Source organism: Nakamurella endophytica (assembly GCF_014646215.1).
Classification (GTDB): Bacteria; Actinomycetota; Actinomycetes; order Mycobacteriales; family Nakamurellaceae; genus Nakamurella; species Nakamurella endophytica.
In genome coordinates, this window is record NZ_BMNA01000003.1 from 66,110 (window position 1) to 81,030 (window position 14,921).

A 14,921-nucleotide genomic window follows, 5' to 3' on the forward strand; every position below is an offset into this window, starting at 1 on the left:
GCCGTCACCGCCTGCAGCGATCGCCCCGGCACTTCGTGGACCGACCGGGTGGTTACCGGCGTCGAGCCGCGCGGTCGACGGACTTCGCCCCACCCGGGAGGGGTGACGTGACAGGATCGGCCGATGATCGAGGTCTCGGACCTGTCCAAGGTCTACGGCCAGACCGTCGCCGTCGACCATCTCTCCTTCACCGTGCGACCGGGCACCGTCACCGGCTTCCTCGGCCCGAACGGCGCCGGCAAGTCCACGACGATGCGGATGATCCTCGGGCTGGACAACCCGTCGTCCGGGCAGGCGCTCATCGAGGGCCGCCGCTACGCCGACCTGCAGCGCCCGCTGACCGTCGTCGGCGCCCTGCTCGACGCCACCTGGATCCACCCGAACCGCACCGCCCGGTCCCACCTGCGCTGGCTGGCCGCCTCGAACGGGCTGCCGCGTCGCCGCGTCGACGAGGTCCTGGACATCGTCGGGCTGTCCTCGGTGGCCGGCAAGGCGGCGGGCAAGTTCTCGCTGGGCATGAAGCAGCGACTGGGTCTGGCCGGCGCGATCCTCGGCGACCCGCGGGTGCTGCTCTTCGACGAGCCGGTGAACGGCCTGGACCCCGAGGGCATCCTCTGGATCCGCCAGTTCATGCGGTCGCTGGCCTCCGCCGGGCGGACGGTGCTGGTGTCCTCGCACCTGCTGTCCGAGATGGCCGTCACCGCGGACCACCTGGTCGTCATCGGTCGCGGCCGGCTCATCGCCGACGCCTCGACCCAGGAGTTCATCTCCGCCGCCACCGAGACCACCGTCCGGGTGCGGTCGCCGCAGCTGCCGCAGCTGGCGGAGCTGCTGCGCGGCCAGGGCATCCGGGTCAGCGAGCAGGACGGTGCGCTCTCGGTGTCCGCGAGCCCGATCGAGCAGGTGGGGGAGCTGGCCGGGCGTGCCGGGATCGTGCTGCACGAGCTGGCCAGCGTGACCGGCTCGCTGGAACAGGCCTTCATGCAGCTCACCGGGGATGCCGTCGAGTACGGCGGGCACTCCGCGGTGCCGGGCGGTCCCGGCCCCGGCGGTCCCGGTTACGGCGGTCCCGGTTACGGCGGTCCCGGTTACGGCGGTCCCGGTCCCGGCGGCCCGTTCGGCGGGATGCATCCCGGCGCACCGGCCGGCTCCGGCCCCGCCGGTCCTGCCGGGCCGCCCGGTGGTCCGCCCCCGCCGCACGCCGGCCACACGACCCCGACGGGAGCCCGCTGATGTCCCTGCTGACCGTCGAGCGCATCAAGCTCTTCTCGACCCGGTCGCCGTACTGGTGCCTGGCGGCGGTGCTCGCCGCCTCCCTGCTGTTCGCGTTGCTGTTCGGGCTCGTCGAGGCCGGCCGGAACGCCGAGCCGCGGCTGGTCCTCAGCGGCGTCGGGCTGGGACAGGACATCTTCATGGTGATGGCGGCGCTGGCCGTCACCACCGAGTACCGCTTCGGCACGCTCAAGACCACGTTCCTGGCCGCGCCGCGGCGGACCTCGGTGCTGACGGCCAAGACCGTGCTGCTGGCGGTCATCGGCGCGGTCGTCGGCGTGATCTGCCCGTTCGCCGCCTTCTTCTTCAGCAAGGCGCTGGCATCCGACCCGCCCAGCTCGCTGGTGCTGCAGGGCGAGGTCTGGCGCGAGGTCACCGGCTTCGCGGCACTGTTCGCCGTGTCCGCGGTGATCGCTGTCGCCGTCGGAACGCTGCTGCGGCAGTCCGCCGGAGCGGTGAGCATCCTGCTGATCTGGCCGCTGCTCATCGAGCAGCTCATCGGTATCATCCCGACGGTCGGACCCAAAATCCAGCCGTGGCTTCCGTTCCAGGCCGGGGCCGCGTTCGTCTCGCCGACCAGGGCCTCCAGCATCGGCGACGTGCTGTCGTCGAACGGGCCGACGCCGGTGCAGGGGCTGCTCGCCTTCATCGGCTATGCGGTGGTGCTCTGGGCGGTGGCCGCGGTGGTGCTCCGCCGACGCGACGCCTGACCCCGACCGGACCGGACACCCGGCATGCCGGACACCCGGCGTGCGGTCCGCCCTCCCCCGTCCTCCCCGGGCCCGGGACGCCCCACGCCGCGCCCGGTGACTACCCTCGACCACCGTGCAGCCCGCCGACGCGCCGACCGACGGCACCCGTCCCGTCGACGACGACCCGGTCACCGGAGACGTCGAGGGCCGGCCGGCCGTCGACCTCGGTGACCGCCCGGCACACTTCCGCCGCATCGTCAGCTTCAGCCCGCGCAGCGGGCGGTTGAACGACGTCCAGCGTCGCGCCTGGGCCAGCCAGGGGGACCGGTGGCTGCTGGAGCGGCCCACCGGTCACCTCGACCCGCAGGCCGTGTTCGGGCGGCGGGCACCGCTGGTGCTCGAGATCGGATCGGGGATGGGCGAGTCCACGGCCGAGATGGCGGCCGCCCGTCCGGGGATCGACCTGTTGGCGGTGGAGGTCTACAAGCCCGGGGTCGCCCAGACGCTGCACCACCTGGCCAGGACCGGCGTGGAGAACGTCCGGCTGCTCCGCGCCGACGTCGTCGACGTGCTGCAGCAGCACATCGCGCCGGCCTCGCTGGACGAGGTGTGGGTGTTCTTCCCGGACCCGTGGCCCAAGACCCGCCACCTCAAGCGCCGGCTGGTCACCCCGGACTTCGTCGAGCTGGTGACCGGGCGGCTCCGGCGCGGCGGCGTGCTGCGGCTGGCGACCGACTGGACCCCCTACGCCGAGCAGATGCTCGCCGTCTGCTCGTCCGCCCGCGGCCTGCGCAACGCGCACCCGGGCTGGGCGCCGCGGCCGGACTTCCGCCCCCGCACCCGGTTCGAACGGCGCGGCCTCGCGGAAGGCCGGACCATCCACGACCTGGTGTTCGTCCGCCGCTGAGCCGGCGCCGGCGTCGCCCGACCCGCCCTCCCGGCACCGGCGCGGTCGGACCGCAGGAGCAACCGCTCGCCGACCGGGTCAGCCGGCGAGGTACCGGCTCACCGTCTCCGCGACGCAGCACGGCTTCGTGGCCCCGTCCGCGGTCACCGACACCGTGGCGACGAGCTGCCAGCCGCCGGCCACCGGTGTCGCGGCGCCCAGCACTGCGGTCGCCCGCACGGTGCTGCCCGCCCGCACCGGCGCGGGGAAGCGCACTCGGTCCAACCCGTAGTTGATCACCAGGGCCGCACCGTCGACCCGGTACAGCCCGCGGACGAGCACCGGCAGCAGCGACAGCGTCAGGTAGCCGTGCGCCACGGTGCCGCCGAACGGACCGGCGGCAGCCCGGTCGGCGTCCAGGTGGATCCACTGGTGATCCCCGGTGGCGTCCGCGAACGCCCGGATCCGGTCCTGCGACACCACGACACCCTCGCCGGGGCCCAGTCGCTCGCCCGCCGCGGCGGCGAGCTCGTCCGGCCCGGCGAAGACCCGCGGCTCCGTCACCGCAGCCACTGGCCGATCCGGGTGTACCCGCGCAGCAGGTCGCGGGACAGGATCAGCCGCTGCATCTCGTCGGTGCCCTCGTAGATCCGGAACAGCCGGACCTGGCGGTACCACCGCTCGATCGGCAGCTCGCGGGTGTAGCCCATGCCGCCGTGGATCTGCATCACCCGGTCGACGACCCGGTTCGCCATGGTGGCGCCGGACAGCTTGGCCATCGACGACGGGTGCCGCGCGTCCTCGCCCTGGTCGATGCCCCAGGCGGCGCGCAGCACCAGCCAGCGCGAGGCCTCCAGCTCCAGCTCCGAGTCCGCGATCATCCAGGCGATGGCCTGGTTGTCCCCGATCGGCCGGCCGAACGTGGTCCGCGTCGTCGCGTGGTCCACGGCCATCTGCAGCGCCCGCTCGGCGATGCCCAGCCCGCGCGACGGGATCAGGAACCGCCCCCGGCCGATCCACTGCATCCCCAGTTGGAAGCCCTGACCGACCTCGCCGAGGACGTTGCGCTCGGGAACCCGCACGCCCTGGAAGACCAGCGCGGCCGGGCCGCCCTCCCCCATCGTCGGGATCGGCTCGGACCGCCAGCCCATCTCGCGGTCGACGAGGAACGCCGTGGTGCCGCCACCGCGCACGCCCTTGTCCCGGTCGGTGACGGCGATGACGATCGCGAAGTCGGCGTGGTCGCCGCCGGTGATGAAGGTCTTCTCGCCGTCCAGCACCCAGTCCGTGCCGTCCCGCCGCGCGGTCAACCGGATGTTGGCGGCGTCCGAGCCCGCGCCCGGCTCGGTGATCGCGAAGCAGGACCGACGGTCGCCGGCGATCGTCGGCAGGAGGTACTCCTGCTGCTGGCGCTCGTCGGCCAGGTACAGGATGTTGTCGGCCTCGCCGCCGAAGTCGAACTGCACCCACGTCCGGCCCAGCTCGGTCGCCAGCAGGGACTGCGTGACGGCGGGGAGCTCCATGCCGCCGTACCGCTCCGGGGTGGACAGCCCCCAGAACCCGAACGCCTTGGCCCGCAGCTGCAGCTCCCGGAGCTCGTCCGGCTCCAGCCCGGGCCGGTGCGCCCGTTCCCGGCGCAGCGCCTCCGCCTCCAGCGGCATGACCTCGTTGCGCAGGAACTCCCGGGCGGTGTCGCGGATCGCGCGCTGCTCGTCGGTCAGGGCGAAGTCCATGTGCTCCGGGCTCCTCGTCGGTGGGTGGCGGGGCGGTGGTGCCGTCGGCGCGGGGGACGCCGGCGGCCCGGACGGCTCAGCGGGCGCCGCCGTTGATGTGGATCGTCTGCCCCGAGACGTAGGAGGCCTCGTCGCTGGCCAGGAACGCGATCACCGCGGCCACGTCGCCGGGTTGCCCGACACGGCGCAGCGGCGTCTGCTCCGCGGCCAGCCGCTGGTACTCCGCCGGGTCGTAGCCCACCCGGTGGGCGGTCGCATCGGTCATCGCCGTGGCGATGTACCCGGGCGCCACCGCGTTGACGTTGATGTTGAACGGCCCGAGCTCGATGGCCAAGGTCGCGGTGAGCCCCTGCACGCCGGCCTTGGCCGCGGCGTAGTTGACCTGACCGCGGTTGCCCAGCGCGGACCGGCTCGACAGGTTGACGATCTTGCCGTAGCGCTCCCGCACCATGTGCGGGCCGGCCGCCTGGCAGCACAGGAACATGCCGGTCAGGTTGGTGGCGAGCACGGCGTCCCAGTTGCTGCGCGGCATCTTGTGCAGCAGGTCGTCCCGGGTGATGCCGGCGTTGTTGACCAGGATGTCCAGCCGGCCGAACTCGTCGACGACCCGGTCCACCATGGCGGACACCGAGTCGGCGTCCGCGACGTCGGCGGCCATGCCCACGGCCCGGCCGCCGGCGGCCGAGATGTCAGCGGCGGTGCGAGACGCCCGCTCACCCGACAGGTCGGCGACGACCACGGCGGCGCCCTGCTCGGCCAGCAGCTCGGCGGTCGCGGCGCCGATCCCCTGGGCCGCGCCGGTCACCAGGGCGACCCGACCGGTGAACCGCTCCTGCACCCTGGCCACCGCGTCCTCCCGACTGCGGCCACCCTGCCGCTCGCGGCCAAGGTACCGCCCGGCTCAGCCCCGGGTGTCCGGGTCCGGCAGCGCGGCCCTGGCCGCCGCGGCATGCCGGTCGTCCTCGGCGGTCCAGTCCGACAGAGCCGGGCCCTCGGACCGCTCGGCGACCAGCTCTGCCGCCTCCGCCTCGGCCTCCCCCGCATCCACCTCGTCGGCACGGACGCCCTCGTCGGGCACCGGCTCGGCACCCGGCGGCCGGTGCATGCCGCCGTAGCCCTGCGCGTTGGCGCCGGTCGAGTCCTGCATGGCGATCTCCTCCTGCCGGCCGGCGGCGCCGGGCCACGAACCCTTGCCGCCATTCTGGCCTCGCCGGTCCGCTCCTGCCGCCGGGTCCCCGCCGCGCCGTGAGACCGGTCACGTGCTCCGGCGGTCGCCCTGCTGCGGATCCTGCCGCACGGAGCCGACTCCCCGTGCCACGCCGAGGATCTCCTCGACCGCCGGGCGGTGCGCGCCGCGCGGCGGTCGGACCACGGACCCGCGGCCAACCAGGGACCAACACAGCCCTGGGCACGATGGCCGTCGATGCCCGCGACCACGTCCCGTCCCGCCGTCCACCGACGGACGTGGTTGCAGCGACTGCCGACGATCCCCGGACGCCCGCGGGCGGTCGCCGTCGGAGCCGCGGGCGTCGTCCTCGCCGCCCTGTTCGCCTACCTGTGGGCGCACGACTACACCGGTCCGCACCACGGCCAGTTCGACCTGGCCATCTACTGGAACGCCGTGCGGTTCTGGGCGGACGGCAACCACCTGTACGACTACGCCCAGTACGACCCGGTGAACGTCTCGCTGGGGTTCACCTACCCGCCCCTGGCGGCCGTCCTGATGCGGCCGATGCTGCTGCTCGGTCTGCCCGCGACGGTCGTGCTCAGCGTGGCGGCGATCGTGGCGGCCGCCGCACTGTCCGTGCTCCTGTGCGTCCGCGAGCGCTTCGCCCTGCGCGGCGGCCGACTGGCCGTGACGGTGGGTGTGGCGACGGCCGCACTGTTCACGTTGGAGCCGGTCCGGCAGACTCTGGCCTACGGCCAGATCAACCTGTACCTCGCCGTCCTCGTCCTCGGTGACCTGCTCGTGCTGGGGCGGCGGCGGAGCCGGTGGACCGGACTGGGCGTCGGCTTGGCGATGGCGTGAAACTGACTCCCGGCGTCTTCCTGCTGTACTTCCTGCTCGCCCGGCAGTGGCGGGCCGCCGTGGTCTCCCTGCTGTCGGCGATCGGGGCCACGGCGGTGGCGGCCGTGTTCGCCCCGGTCGAGACCTGGCAGTACTGGACATCACTGGTGTGGGACCCGAACCGGGTGGGCTTCGTCGGCAGCTCCGACAACCAGTCGCTCAACGGACTGCTCCACCGGCTGGCCGATCCCAGCGCGCCGAGCGGCGCGCTGTGGCTGGCGGCCACGGTCGCGGTCCTGGCGGTGGCGGTACCTCGCATCCGCAGCGCCCTCGACGCCGGCGACCTGCTGGCCGCCGTGACCCTCACCGGGCTGCTCGGCGCGCTGGTCAGCCCGGTGACGTGGGTGCACCACATCGTGTGGGTCATCCCGGCCGCGGTGGTGATCGCCACCCGGCTGGTGCGGATGCTGCAAGCCGCGGTCGCGGCGCCCAGCGCGTCGCTGCACGACGTCCGCCGCCGGGCCCGCCGCGCCGTCGTCCCCGCGGTGCTGGTGGTGTCGGGCATCCCTGCGCTCGGGTTCGACGTCCGCCGGGCCTTCAGCCTGCCCTTCACCGACTACGCGGACGCCGGACCGCTGGCCGCGCTCGCCGCAAGCCTGCCCATGCTGTGGACCCTGGCGGCGGTGCTGCTCCTGCCGGTGTCCACGGCCGCCGCCCCCGCCGCGCCGGGGCCGGGCCGGTGGCCGGCCGCCGCGGTCGCCGGCTGAGCCGACGCGCTCCGACCGCTCCGCGCTGCACGGTTCGGCCCCGCACGGGACTGGGTACCGTCGGGAGCGATCATCCGACGACGAGAGGAGCCACGCATGGCGCGCCGAACCCGGCTGCCCCGTTTCACCGTCCCGACCCTGGATCCCAAGGAGGGGGCACAGGTCGCGGAGGTGCTGCAGGAGCGGGTGCACGCCCTGAACGACCTGGCCCTGACCCTCAAGCACGTGCACTGGAACGTCGTGGGACCGCACTTCATCGCCGTCCACGAGATGCTCGACCCACAGGTCGAGGCGGTCCGCGGGTTCGTCGACGAGACGGCGGAGCGCATCGCGACGCTCGGCTCCCCGGTCCGGGGCACCCCCGGCGCCCTGGTCAAGGAGCGCAGCTGGGACGACTACTCGATCGGCCGCGGCGACGCCATCGCCCACCTCGGCGCGCTCGACCTGGTGTACCAGGGCGTGGTGTCCGGCCACCGGGAAGCCGCCGAGGCCGTCGAGGAGGCCGACCCGGTCAGCAACGACATGCTCATCGGGCACCTGCACTCGCTCGAGCAGTTCCACTGGTTCATCCGGGCCCACCTGGAGAACGCCTCCGGCTCCCTGGTCACCGAGCAGGAGCGGACGGAGCGCGACGCCGCCCGCGAGGCCGGCGCGGAGGAGCTCACCGACGAGGAGACCAAGGTCGGAGCGGTCTCGACCGACGAGTCCTGACCATTCCGGTCCCAGCACCTCCCGGCCCGCCGACGCCTCCGTCGGCGGGCCGGTCCGCGTCCGGGGTGCTGCGTCGAGTTCCACGCCGGATCCCGGGCGGAAGTCAGCGCCGGACGCCGTCAGAGCCCGCGACGGACGCGGCGGACGCCACCCAGGTCGCCACGTCCACGACGGTCATCCCCGGCCGGCCGGCCGTCGCGGCACTGCCCGGCTCGCCGGTGACCGGCCGCCCGCCGGCGGCGACCAGCGCGGCGCCGGCCTCGTCCAGGCCGATGACCCGGCCCACCAGCCGGTCCGGACGCAGCGCACCGGAGGCGGCGAGCGCCAGCAGGCCGGGGTAGTCGGCGGCCGGCATGCCGTGCGAGCCGACGACGGTCAGCTCCCGGGCCACCACCAGGTCCATCGGCAACGCGGTCGAGGCGTCGTCGCCGAGCAGCAGCCCGACCTGGACGTGCCGGCCGCGGCGGCGCAGGGACCGGACGGACGCCGCGGCCACCTCGGGCCGCCCGATGGCCTCGACGGCCGCGTGCGCGCCACCGCCCGTCAGCGCGGTGATCTCGTCGGGCGCGGTCGCCGGGTCGGACAGCAGGTGCTCCGCGCCGAGGTCCGCGGCGGCGGCCCTGGCCCGCGGGTCCGGGTCGACGGCGATGACCCGGCCGCCCAGCGCCACGGCGATCATCACCGCGGACAGCCCGACGCCGCCGCAGCCGAAGACCGCCACCCACTGGCCGGCCCGGAGCCGGCCGTGCACGGTCAGCGCCCGGTAGGCGGTCGCCAACCGGCAGCCGAGCGAGGCGGCGGCCAGGTCGCCGACCTCCGCCGGCAGCGCCACCAGGTTGAAGTCCGCCCGGGGCAGCGCGACCAGTTCGGCGAACGAACCGTCGCGGGTGAACCCGGGCTGCTCCTGGGTGGGGCAGACGTGGCCGTCGCCGGCCAGGCAGAACTCGCAGTGCCCGCACCCCAGCACGAATGGCACGGTGACCCGGTCGCCCACGGACCAGCGGCGGACCTCCGGCCCGACGGCGGCCACCACGCCCGAGAACTCATGCCCGGGCACCATCGGCAGCGGCACCGGGTCGTGACCCACCCAGGCGTGCCAGTCGGACCGGCAGACGCCGGTCGCGTGCACCTGGACGAGGACGCCGTCGTCCGGGCACCGCGGCTCGTCGATCTCCACCAGCTCCGGCGTCACGCCCGCGGCGGTGTACCGGACGGCCTTCACGGCCGGACGAGCACCTTGATCGACCGGCGCTGGTCCATGTCGTCGTAGCCCTGGGCGATGTCCTCCAGCGCGACCTCGGAGGTGAAGACCGGTCCGGGGTCGATGGTGCCGTTCAGCACGTCCTCGAGCAGCTCCGGCAGGTAGGTGCGGGCCGGGGCGACGCCGCCGGCGACGGTGATGTTCCGGCCGAACAGCTTGCGCAGCGGGAGGCCCCCCTCGACGCCGGCCGGCACGCCGACGTACCCGACCGTGCCGCCGGGTCGCACCACGTCGAGCGCGGTGTCCCAGGACGCGGTCATCCCGACGCACTCCAGCACGCTGTCGGCGCCGACTCCGTCGGTCAGCTCCAGGACCTGGGCGACGGCCTGCTCGCCGCGGACGGCGACCACGTCGGTGGCGCCGAACGTGCGGGCGATGGCGGCGCGGTCCTCGTGGGAGGACAGGGCGATGATCCGCTCGGCGCCGAGGCGGCGGGCGGCGAGCACCGCGCAGAGCCCGACGGCCCCGTCCCCGACGACGACGGCCGTGCCGCCCGGCGCCACCCGGGCCGACACCGCGGCGTGGTGCCCGGTGCCCATGACGTCGGACAGCGTCAGCAGCGCCGGGATCCGCGCGTCGTCCGGGGCCACCGGCGCGGCCACCAGGGTGCCGTCGGCGCGGGGGACCCGCACGTACTGGCCTTGACCGCCGTCGACCAGGTGGCCGTCCCGGTCGTCGCTGCCGTACCCGCCGCCGACCAGGCAGGACGTCGTCCACCCGGCGCGGCAGTGCACGCACTCGCCGCACGACCAGACGAACGGGGCGATGACCAGGTCGCCGGTGCGGATGCCGGAGACCTCGTCGCCGGTCTCCTCGACGACACCCAGGAACTCGTGACCGATCCGGCCCTCGCCGCGCTTGTTGATGCCGCGCCACGGCCACAGGTCCGATCCGCAGATGCAGGACGCGGTGACCCGGACGACGGCGTCGGTGGGCAGCACCACGCCGGGGTCGGGGACCTCCTGGGTGACGACGGACCCGGGGGACTGGAAGATCGCAGCTCTCACCCCGACATCATCCCCGGCGGCGGCCGGCGACCCACCCGCCGGGTGGTCACCACCCCGGTCCGGGCAGCACCTGGTGGCGCAGCTCGTGCCCGCCGTCGTCGCGGGAGGACTCGTAGAAGACGTGCAGCGCACCGTCGGGTCCGCGGACCGCGTCCAGGTAGCGCAGGCCGCCGCGGCCGTGCGGCGAGACGAGCACCGGCCGGCCGGCCAGCCGCTCGAAGGTCGCTGCCGCGCCGGCACCCAGGGCCGCGCCGGTGCGCTCCTCGAAGTTCTCGGCGGCGTCCGCGCGGCCGTCGTACAGGGCGAGCAACCCGTCCGCAACGGGCAGCACGGCGGTGAACCGGACGCCGCGCCGGTCCCAGCCCGTCGCGGCGGGGGCGAGCGCGGTGCCGCGCGCCGTCCAGGACAGCCCGCCCGCGCTGACGAAGTGGTCGGTGCGCATCCGGTCGGTGGCGTCCGGGTCCTCCAAGGGATGGCACGAGGCCCACAGGTGCCAGCCGTCCGCGTCGCGGCGGATCACCGGGTCCTTGACGGCCAGCCGCTCCGGGTCGCCGGGCAGCACGACGACCGGCTCCGCCCCGGGCAGGTCCGCCGGCGAGTCGGCCTCGACGGCCACCACCTGCCAGTGCCTGGTCCCGGGGGTGGCCGTGGACAGGTAGAGCCGCCACCGTCCGGCGTCCGTCCGGACCAGGCAGGGGCGCTCCAGCGAGTCGCAGTGGTGGTCCTCGCGGCGCAGCCGGGCGAGGGGGGTCCACCGCTGCCCGTCGGTCGACCCGGCGACGACGACCGCCTGCCCGCGGTCCCCCGGTCGTCGTTCGCGGTAGGCGAGCAGGAACCGGTCGCCGTCGACCGCGACGCTGGGTGCCCCGACCCACACCCCGGGCCCCGGCTCGTCGGCGACCAGCACGGTCCGGCCACGGGCGTAGGACAGCGCGTCGAGCACGGCGCGGGCCGGCGGCGGGGTCGCGGTCACCCGGTCATCCTGGCCCCGCCGCTCGCCCCGTCCTCACCGCGTCCCCGCCCCGTCCTCGCCGCGTCCTCACTCCGTCATCGCCGCGGGCCCGGTCCGGTCTCCGCGTCGTCCGCGTCCTCGGGTTCGGCGACCCAGGCGGAGAACACCGGCAGGCCGTGCCAGGGACCGCGATCGGTGACGGTCGCGACGACGGCATAGGGGTGGCCGAACCGCAGGACGGCGTCGCGGCGCGGACCGGACTGCTCGACGCGGGCGCTCATCATCACCGCCATGCCGGTGACCGCCGCCGCCTCGAACCCTCGGCGGCCGTACCGGGCGACCGCCGCCTGCGCCGCGGTCCACCGGTCGACCTCCGGTACCAGCGCCGCGGCGGCGGCGCCGAAACCGAGCTCCGGGCGGGACAGGTCGTGCCGGGAGTTCGCGGACCAGGCCGGCAGCAGCGCGGTGCACTGCTCGCCGGACGGTCCGGTCGGGTCCTGGGTGACGGTCCAGCACGGCCCGTCGCCCAGCGGCAGGTCGAACAGCGACCGGGCCGGCAGGGACCCCGCGGCGGCGTCGTGCGCCGCGGCGAGCACGGCGGCGGCCGGTACGTCCGGCGCGCCGATCACCGAGGTCACCCGCAGCCCGTCCCCGGTCGTGCCGTGCACGGCGACGTCCCCGGCCACCGGGTGCGTGCCGATCCAGCAGTGGTGTCCCCGGGTCGGGGTGCGCAGCACGTGCCGCAGCCGGGCCGCCCACGGGCCGCCCAGCTCGGCGCCCGGCGCGGTGTCGAACGGCGACCACCATGCGATGCGGGTGGCCAGCGCCGTGGCCAGCACCAGCACGGTCGTCGCGTCCACCTGCACCGGGAACCGTTCGACCAGCCCGCCGGTGCGCTCTGCGGCCCACGCGTCCAGCGCCGCCTGGCCGGGCACCGGCCCGACCGGGACCGTGGCGGGCAGCCGCGACCGCCAGCGTCCGACCCGGTCCGGATCCAGCTGGGTCCACAACCCGGCCGCGGCCGCCACGGCGGTCGGGGGTGCGGCGAGCAGCCCGCGGGCGTGGGCCGCGGCCCGGTCCGGCGGCATGCCGAGGGCGCCGGCCAGCTCCCCGGCGCCCGGTTCGGCGGATGCCGCCACCGCCAGCAGCAGCCAGGCACCCAGCGGCGACGCGACGTGGTGCCCGGTTCCGATCCCACCGTGCAGCCGGTCGGCGTACCGGGCGACCGCGTGCCGCAGGTCGGCCGGGCGCTCGGACGGGTCGGTGTCGCTGCTCATGCCGGCGAGTCTGGCAGCGCAGTGACACCGCGGCGCCGGCATCGCGGCAGCTCCCACGGCCCTCGGATCACTGTCGGGTGATCTTCGGACGAGCGGGACGGATCGGGCCTACAGTGCGGATGCCACACGAGAGGGGCGATGGGGGCATGGAGCCGGTGACGCTGGCGTTCCTGCTCGTCGGCGGGGCGGGGCTGGTGCTGCTCGTGCTGGCCCTGGTGCTCGGCGACCTGTTGCACGTCGGCCATCCCGACGCCGACGGCCCGTTCTCGCTGCCGGCCCTGACCGCGCTCGTCGGCGGTGCCGGGTTCGTCGGTGCCATCGTCGCCGCCCTGGTGCCCGGCGACTGGCCCGCCGCCGGCCGGGCGCTGCTGGCCGCGGCGGTGGGTCTGGTCGCCGCGCTCCCGCTGGCCTACGGCGCGGTCCGGCTCTCGTCGGCGCTGTTCCACATGCGCACGGACCCGACGTTGACCGACACCGACCTGCTGGGGAGCCAGGGCGTCGTGGTGACGGCCATCCCGGCCGCCGGCTACGGCGAGGTCCGGCTGTCGGTCGCCGGGCAGCTGCTCAAGTACCACGCCAGGGCCGACGGCCCGATGCCCGCCGGCACGCCGGTGTACGTCGTCGGCACGCCGTCCGCCACCTCGGTCGAGGTCGTCTCGACCGCCACCGACCCCCGGTGACCGACCGGTCACCGGACCCCATCACCACCCTGCTGCGGAGAGACCCATGTCCCCCATCGTCATCGCCATCGGCGGCATCGTCGTGCTCGTCCTGCTGGTCGTGCTGCTGGTGCTGTCCCGGATCAAGGTCGCGGGACCCAACCAGGCGTTCCTGGTGACCGGGCGGCGCGGCCGGGCGGTGACCTCGTCCACCGGTGAGATCTCCACCGACAGCTCCGGCCAGAAGGTGGTGATGGGCGCCAGCGTCTTCGTGCTGCCGGTGGTCCAGAAGCTGCACTCGATCGACCTGTCCAGCCGCCGGATCCCGGTCGGCATCCGCGGCGCGGTGTCCAAGCAGGGCGTCAAGTGCGACCTGGAGGGCGTGGCCATCGTCAAGGTCGGCGGCAACGAGACCTCGATCCGGGCGGCGGCGCAGCGGTTCCTGAACCAGCAGACCGGCATCGACGTGTTCACCTCCGAGGTGCTGGCCGGTGCGCTGCGGTCCATCGTCGGCCGGCTGACCATCGAGGAGATCATCCGCGATCGCGCTGCTTTCGCCTCCGCGGTTGCCGAGGAGGCCGAGACCTCGCTGACCGGACAGGGTCTGGTGCTGGACACCTTCCAGCTGCAGGACATTCAGGCCGAGGGAACGTATCTGCGCGACCTGGGCCGGCCGGAGGCGGCCCGGGTGGTGAAGGAGGCCGCGATCGCCGAGGCCCGCGCCCGGCAGGCCGCCGAGCAGGAGCGGCTGCTGGCGGAGGAGGCCATCGCCGTGTCGAACCGGCAGCTGTCCCTGAAGCAGGCGCAGATCGCCGCCGAGATCGACGCCGCCAAGGCCGAATCGGCGGCCGCGGGCCCGCTGGCGAAGGCGGCGCAGGACCAGCGGGTGCTCACCGAGCAGGAGAAGGTCGCCGAACGCACCGCGGCGCTGAAGGAGCGTCAGCTGGACACCGAGGTGCGCAAGCCCGCGGACGCCGACCGGTACCGGATCGTGCAGCAGGCGGAGGGCAACAAGTCGGCGACGATCGCCCGCGCTCAGGCCGAGCAGCAGGCCACCATCGCCCGCGCCGAGGCCGACCGCCAGGCGACGATCGCCGCGGCACAGGCGGCGGCCGAGCAGGCGCGGCTGACCGGTGAGGGCGAGCGGTCGCGCCGGTCCGCGCTGGCGGAGGCGGAAGCCATCGAGGGCGCCAAGAAGGGCGAGGCCGAGCGGCTGCGCCGGCAGGCCGTCGCCGAGGCCGTCGAGCGGGAGGGCGCCGCGGAGGCGTCGGCCATCACCGCCAAGGGCCAGGCCGAGGCCGGTGCCATGGACCTGCGCGCGAAGGCGTTCGCGACCTATGGCGAGGCTGCCGTGCTCGACCTGCTCGTCAAGGTGCTGCCGGACATCGTGCAGGCCGCGGCCGCGCCGCTGTCCTCGGTGGACAAGATGACGGTCATCTCGGCGGACGGCCCGGGCACGCTGAGCCGGTCGGTGGCCAGCGGCGTCACCCAGGGCATGCAGATCGCCGGCGACCTGACCGGCGTCGACCTCAAGGCCCTGCTCGCCCGGCTCGGCGGCCAGGCCGTCACCCCTGCAGGCTCGGTCGCCGCGGTGGCCGCCGACCACGGCACCGTCAACGGCGGGGCGACGAAGATCCCGATCGACGGTGGCGGCGACCGCTGAGCCTCGACCGCCGGAGGCGCATCGGGCGGGTCG

At 74.9% G+C, this 14,921-nt stretch carries 14 protein-coding genes and 1 pseudogene; 7 read left to right on the forward strand and 8 right to left on the reverse strand.

Annotated elements, in window-relative coordinates:
* Positions 1 to 123 precede the first annotated feature (123 nt).
* From IEY37_RS07445 to trmB, 3 genes are all read left to right on the forward strand, one after another.
* A complete protein-coding gene (locus IEY37_RS07445; protein ID WP_188940938.1) occupies positions 124 to 1,233 on the forward strand; it encodes an ABC transporter ATP-binding protein in 1,110 nt (369 codons plus the stop codon).
* Positions 1,233 to 1,982, forward strand: coding sequence for a hypothetical protein (locus IEY37_RS07450; RefSeq protein ID WP_188940939.1), 750 nt, complete (start codon positions 1,233 to 1,235; stop codon positions 1,980 to 1,982). The genes IEY37_RS07445 and IEY37_RS07450 overlap by 1 nt, the downstream gene beginning before the upstream one ends.
* 115 nt (positions 1,983 to 2,097) lie before the next feature.
* Entirely contained in the window at positions 2,098 to 2,871 is a 774-nt protein-coding gene (trmB, locus tag IEY37_RS07455) for a tRNA (guanosine(46)-N7)-methyltransferase TrmB (protein WP_188940940.1), read from the forward strand.
* A 78-nt stretch (positions 2,872 to 2,949) separates the two neighbouring features.
* Here trmB and IEY37_RS07460 read toward each other — a convergent pair whose 3' ends face one another.
* From IEY37_RS07460 to IEY37_RS07475, 4 genes are all read right to left on the reverse strand, one after another.
* Positions 2,950 to 3,414: a MaoC family dehydratase gene (locus IEY37_RS07460; protein WP_188940941.1), complete on the reverse strand. Its 465-nt coding sequence runs from the start codon at positions 3,412 to 3,414 to the stop codon at positions 2,950 to 2,952.
* Positions 3,411 to 4,583, reverse strand: a complete 1,173-nt coding sequence (locus IEY37_RS07465; RefSeq protein WP_188940942.1) for an acyl-CoA dehydrogenase family protein — start codon at positions 4,581 to 4,583, stop codon at positions 3,411 to 3,413. Before IEY37_RS07465 ends, IEY37_RS07460 begins: the two co-directional genes overlap by 4 nt.
* Positions 4,584 to 4,659: 76 nt before the next feature.
* Positions 4,660 to 5,421 carry a beta-ketoacyl-ACP reductase gene (locus tag IEY37_RS07470; protein ID WP_188941463.1) on the reverse strand — a complete coding sequence of 254 codons (762 nt, stop codon included), beginning with the start codon at positions 5,419 to 5,421 and terminating at the stop codon, positions 4,660 to 4,662.
* A gap of 63 nt (positions 5,422 to 5,484) precedes the next feature.
* On the reverse strand, positions 5,485 to 5,730 hold the full coding sequence (locus tag IEY37_RS07475) for a hypothetical protein (RefSeq protein ID WP_188940943.1): 246 nt from the start codon (positions 5,728 to 5,730) through the stop codon (positions 5,485 to 5,487).
* Between the two features lie 585 nt (positions 5,731 to 6,315).
* Here IEY37_RS07475 and IEY37_RS07485 point away from each other — a divergent pair.
* Together IEY37_RS07485 and IEY37_RS07490 are read left to right on the forward strand one after the other, a co-directional pair.
* Positions 6,316 to 7,358 (forward strand): annotated as a pseudogene (locus IEY37_RS07485) (glycosyltransferase 87 family protein).
* A 96-nt stretch (positions 7,359 to 7,454) separates the two neighbouring features.
* Positions 7,455 to 8,069 carry a Dps family protein gene (locus tag IEY37_RS07490; RefSeq protein WP_188940946.1) on the forward strand — a complete coding sequence of 205 codons (615 nt, stop codon included), beginning with the start codon at positions 7,455 to 7,457 and terminating at the stop codon, positions 8,067 to 8,069.
* A gap of 103 nt (positions 8,070 to 8,172) precedes the next feature.
* On the opposite strand, the gene IEY37_RS07495 is transcribed toward IEY37_RS07490, so the two are convergent.
* The 4 genes from IEY37_RS07495 to IEY37_RS07510 form a co-directional block, all read right to left on the reverse strand.
* The gene (locus tag IEY37_RS07495) at positions 8,173 to 9,291 is read right to left on the reverse strand and encodes an alcohol dehydrogenase catalytic domain-containing protein (RefSeq protein WP_188940947.1); all 1,119 of its coding nucleotides are present in this window, start codon (positions 9,289 to 9,291) and stop codon (positions 8,173 to 8,175) included.
* On the reverse strand, positions 9,288 to 10,337 hold the full coding sequence (locus IEY37_RS07500; protein WP_188940948.1) for a zinc-dependent alcohol dehydrogenase family protein: 1,050 nt from the start codon (positions 10,335 to 10,337) through the stop codon (positions 9,288 to 9,290). Before IEY37_RS07500 ends, IEY37_RS07495 begins: the two co-directional genes overlap by 4 nt.
* 46 nt (positions 10,338 to 10,383) lie before the next feature.
* Entirely contained in the window at positions 10,384 to 11,310 is a 927-nt protein-coding gene (locus IEY37_RS07505; RefSeq protein ID WP_229674127.1) for a hypothetical protein, read from the reverse strand.
* Between the two features lie 74 nt (positions 11,311 to 11,384).
* Positions 11,385 to 12,566, reverse strand: coding sequence for a serpin family protein (locus IEY37_RS07510; RefSeq protein WP_188940949.1), 1,182 nt, complete (start codon positions 12,564 to 12,566; stop codon positions 11,385 to 11,387).
* Between the two features lie 119 nt (positions 12,567 to 12,685).
* Between IEY37_RS07510 and IEY37_RS07515 the strand changes: the two genes are divergently transcribed.
* Together IEY37_RS07515 and IEY37_RS07520 are read left to right on the forward strand one after the other, a co-directional pair.
* Complete coding sequence (locus IEY37_RS07515; protein WP_188940950.1) at positions 12,686 to 13,246, forward strand: NfeD family protein; 561 nt, start codon at positions 12,686 to 12,688, stop codon at positions 13,244 to 13,246.
* A 46-nt stretch (positions 13,247 to 13,292) separates the two neighbouring features.
* The gene (locus tag IEY37_RS07520) at positions 13,293 to 14,888 is read left to right on the forward strand and encodes a flotillin family protein (protein ID WP_188940951.1); all 1,596 of its coding nucleotides are present in this window, start codon (positions 13,293 to 13,295) and stop codon (positions 14,886 to 14,888) included.
* Positions 14,889 to 14,921 lie beyond the last annotated feature (33 nt).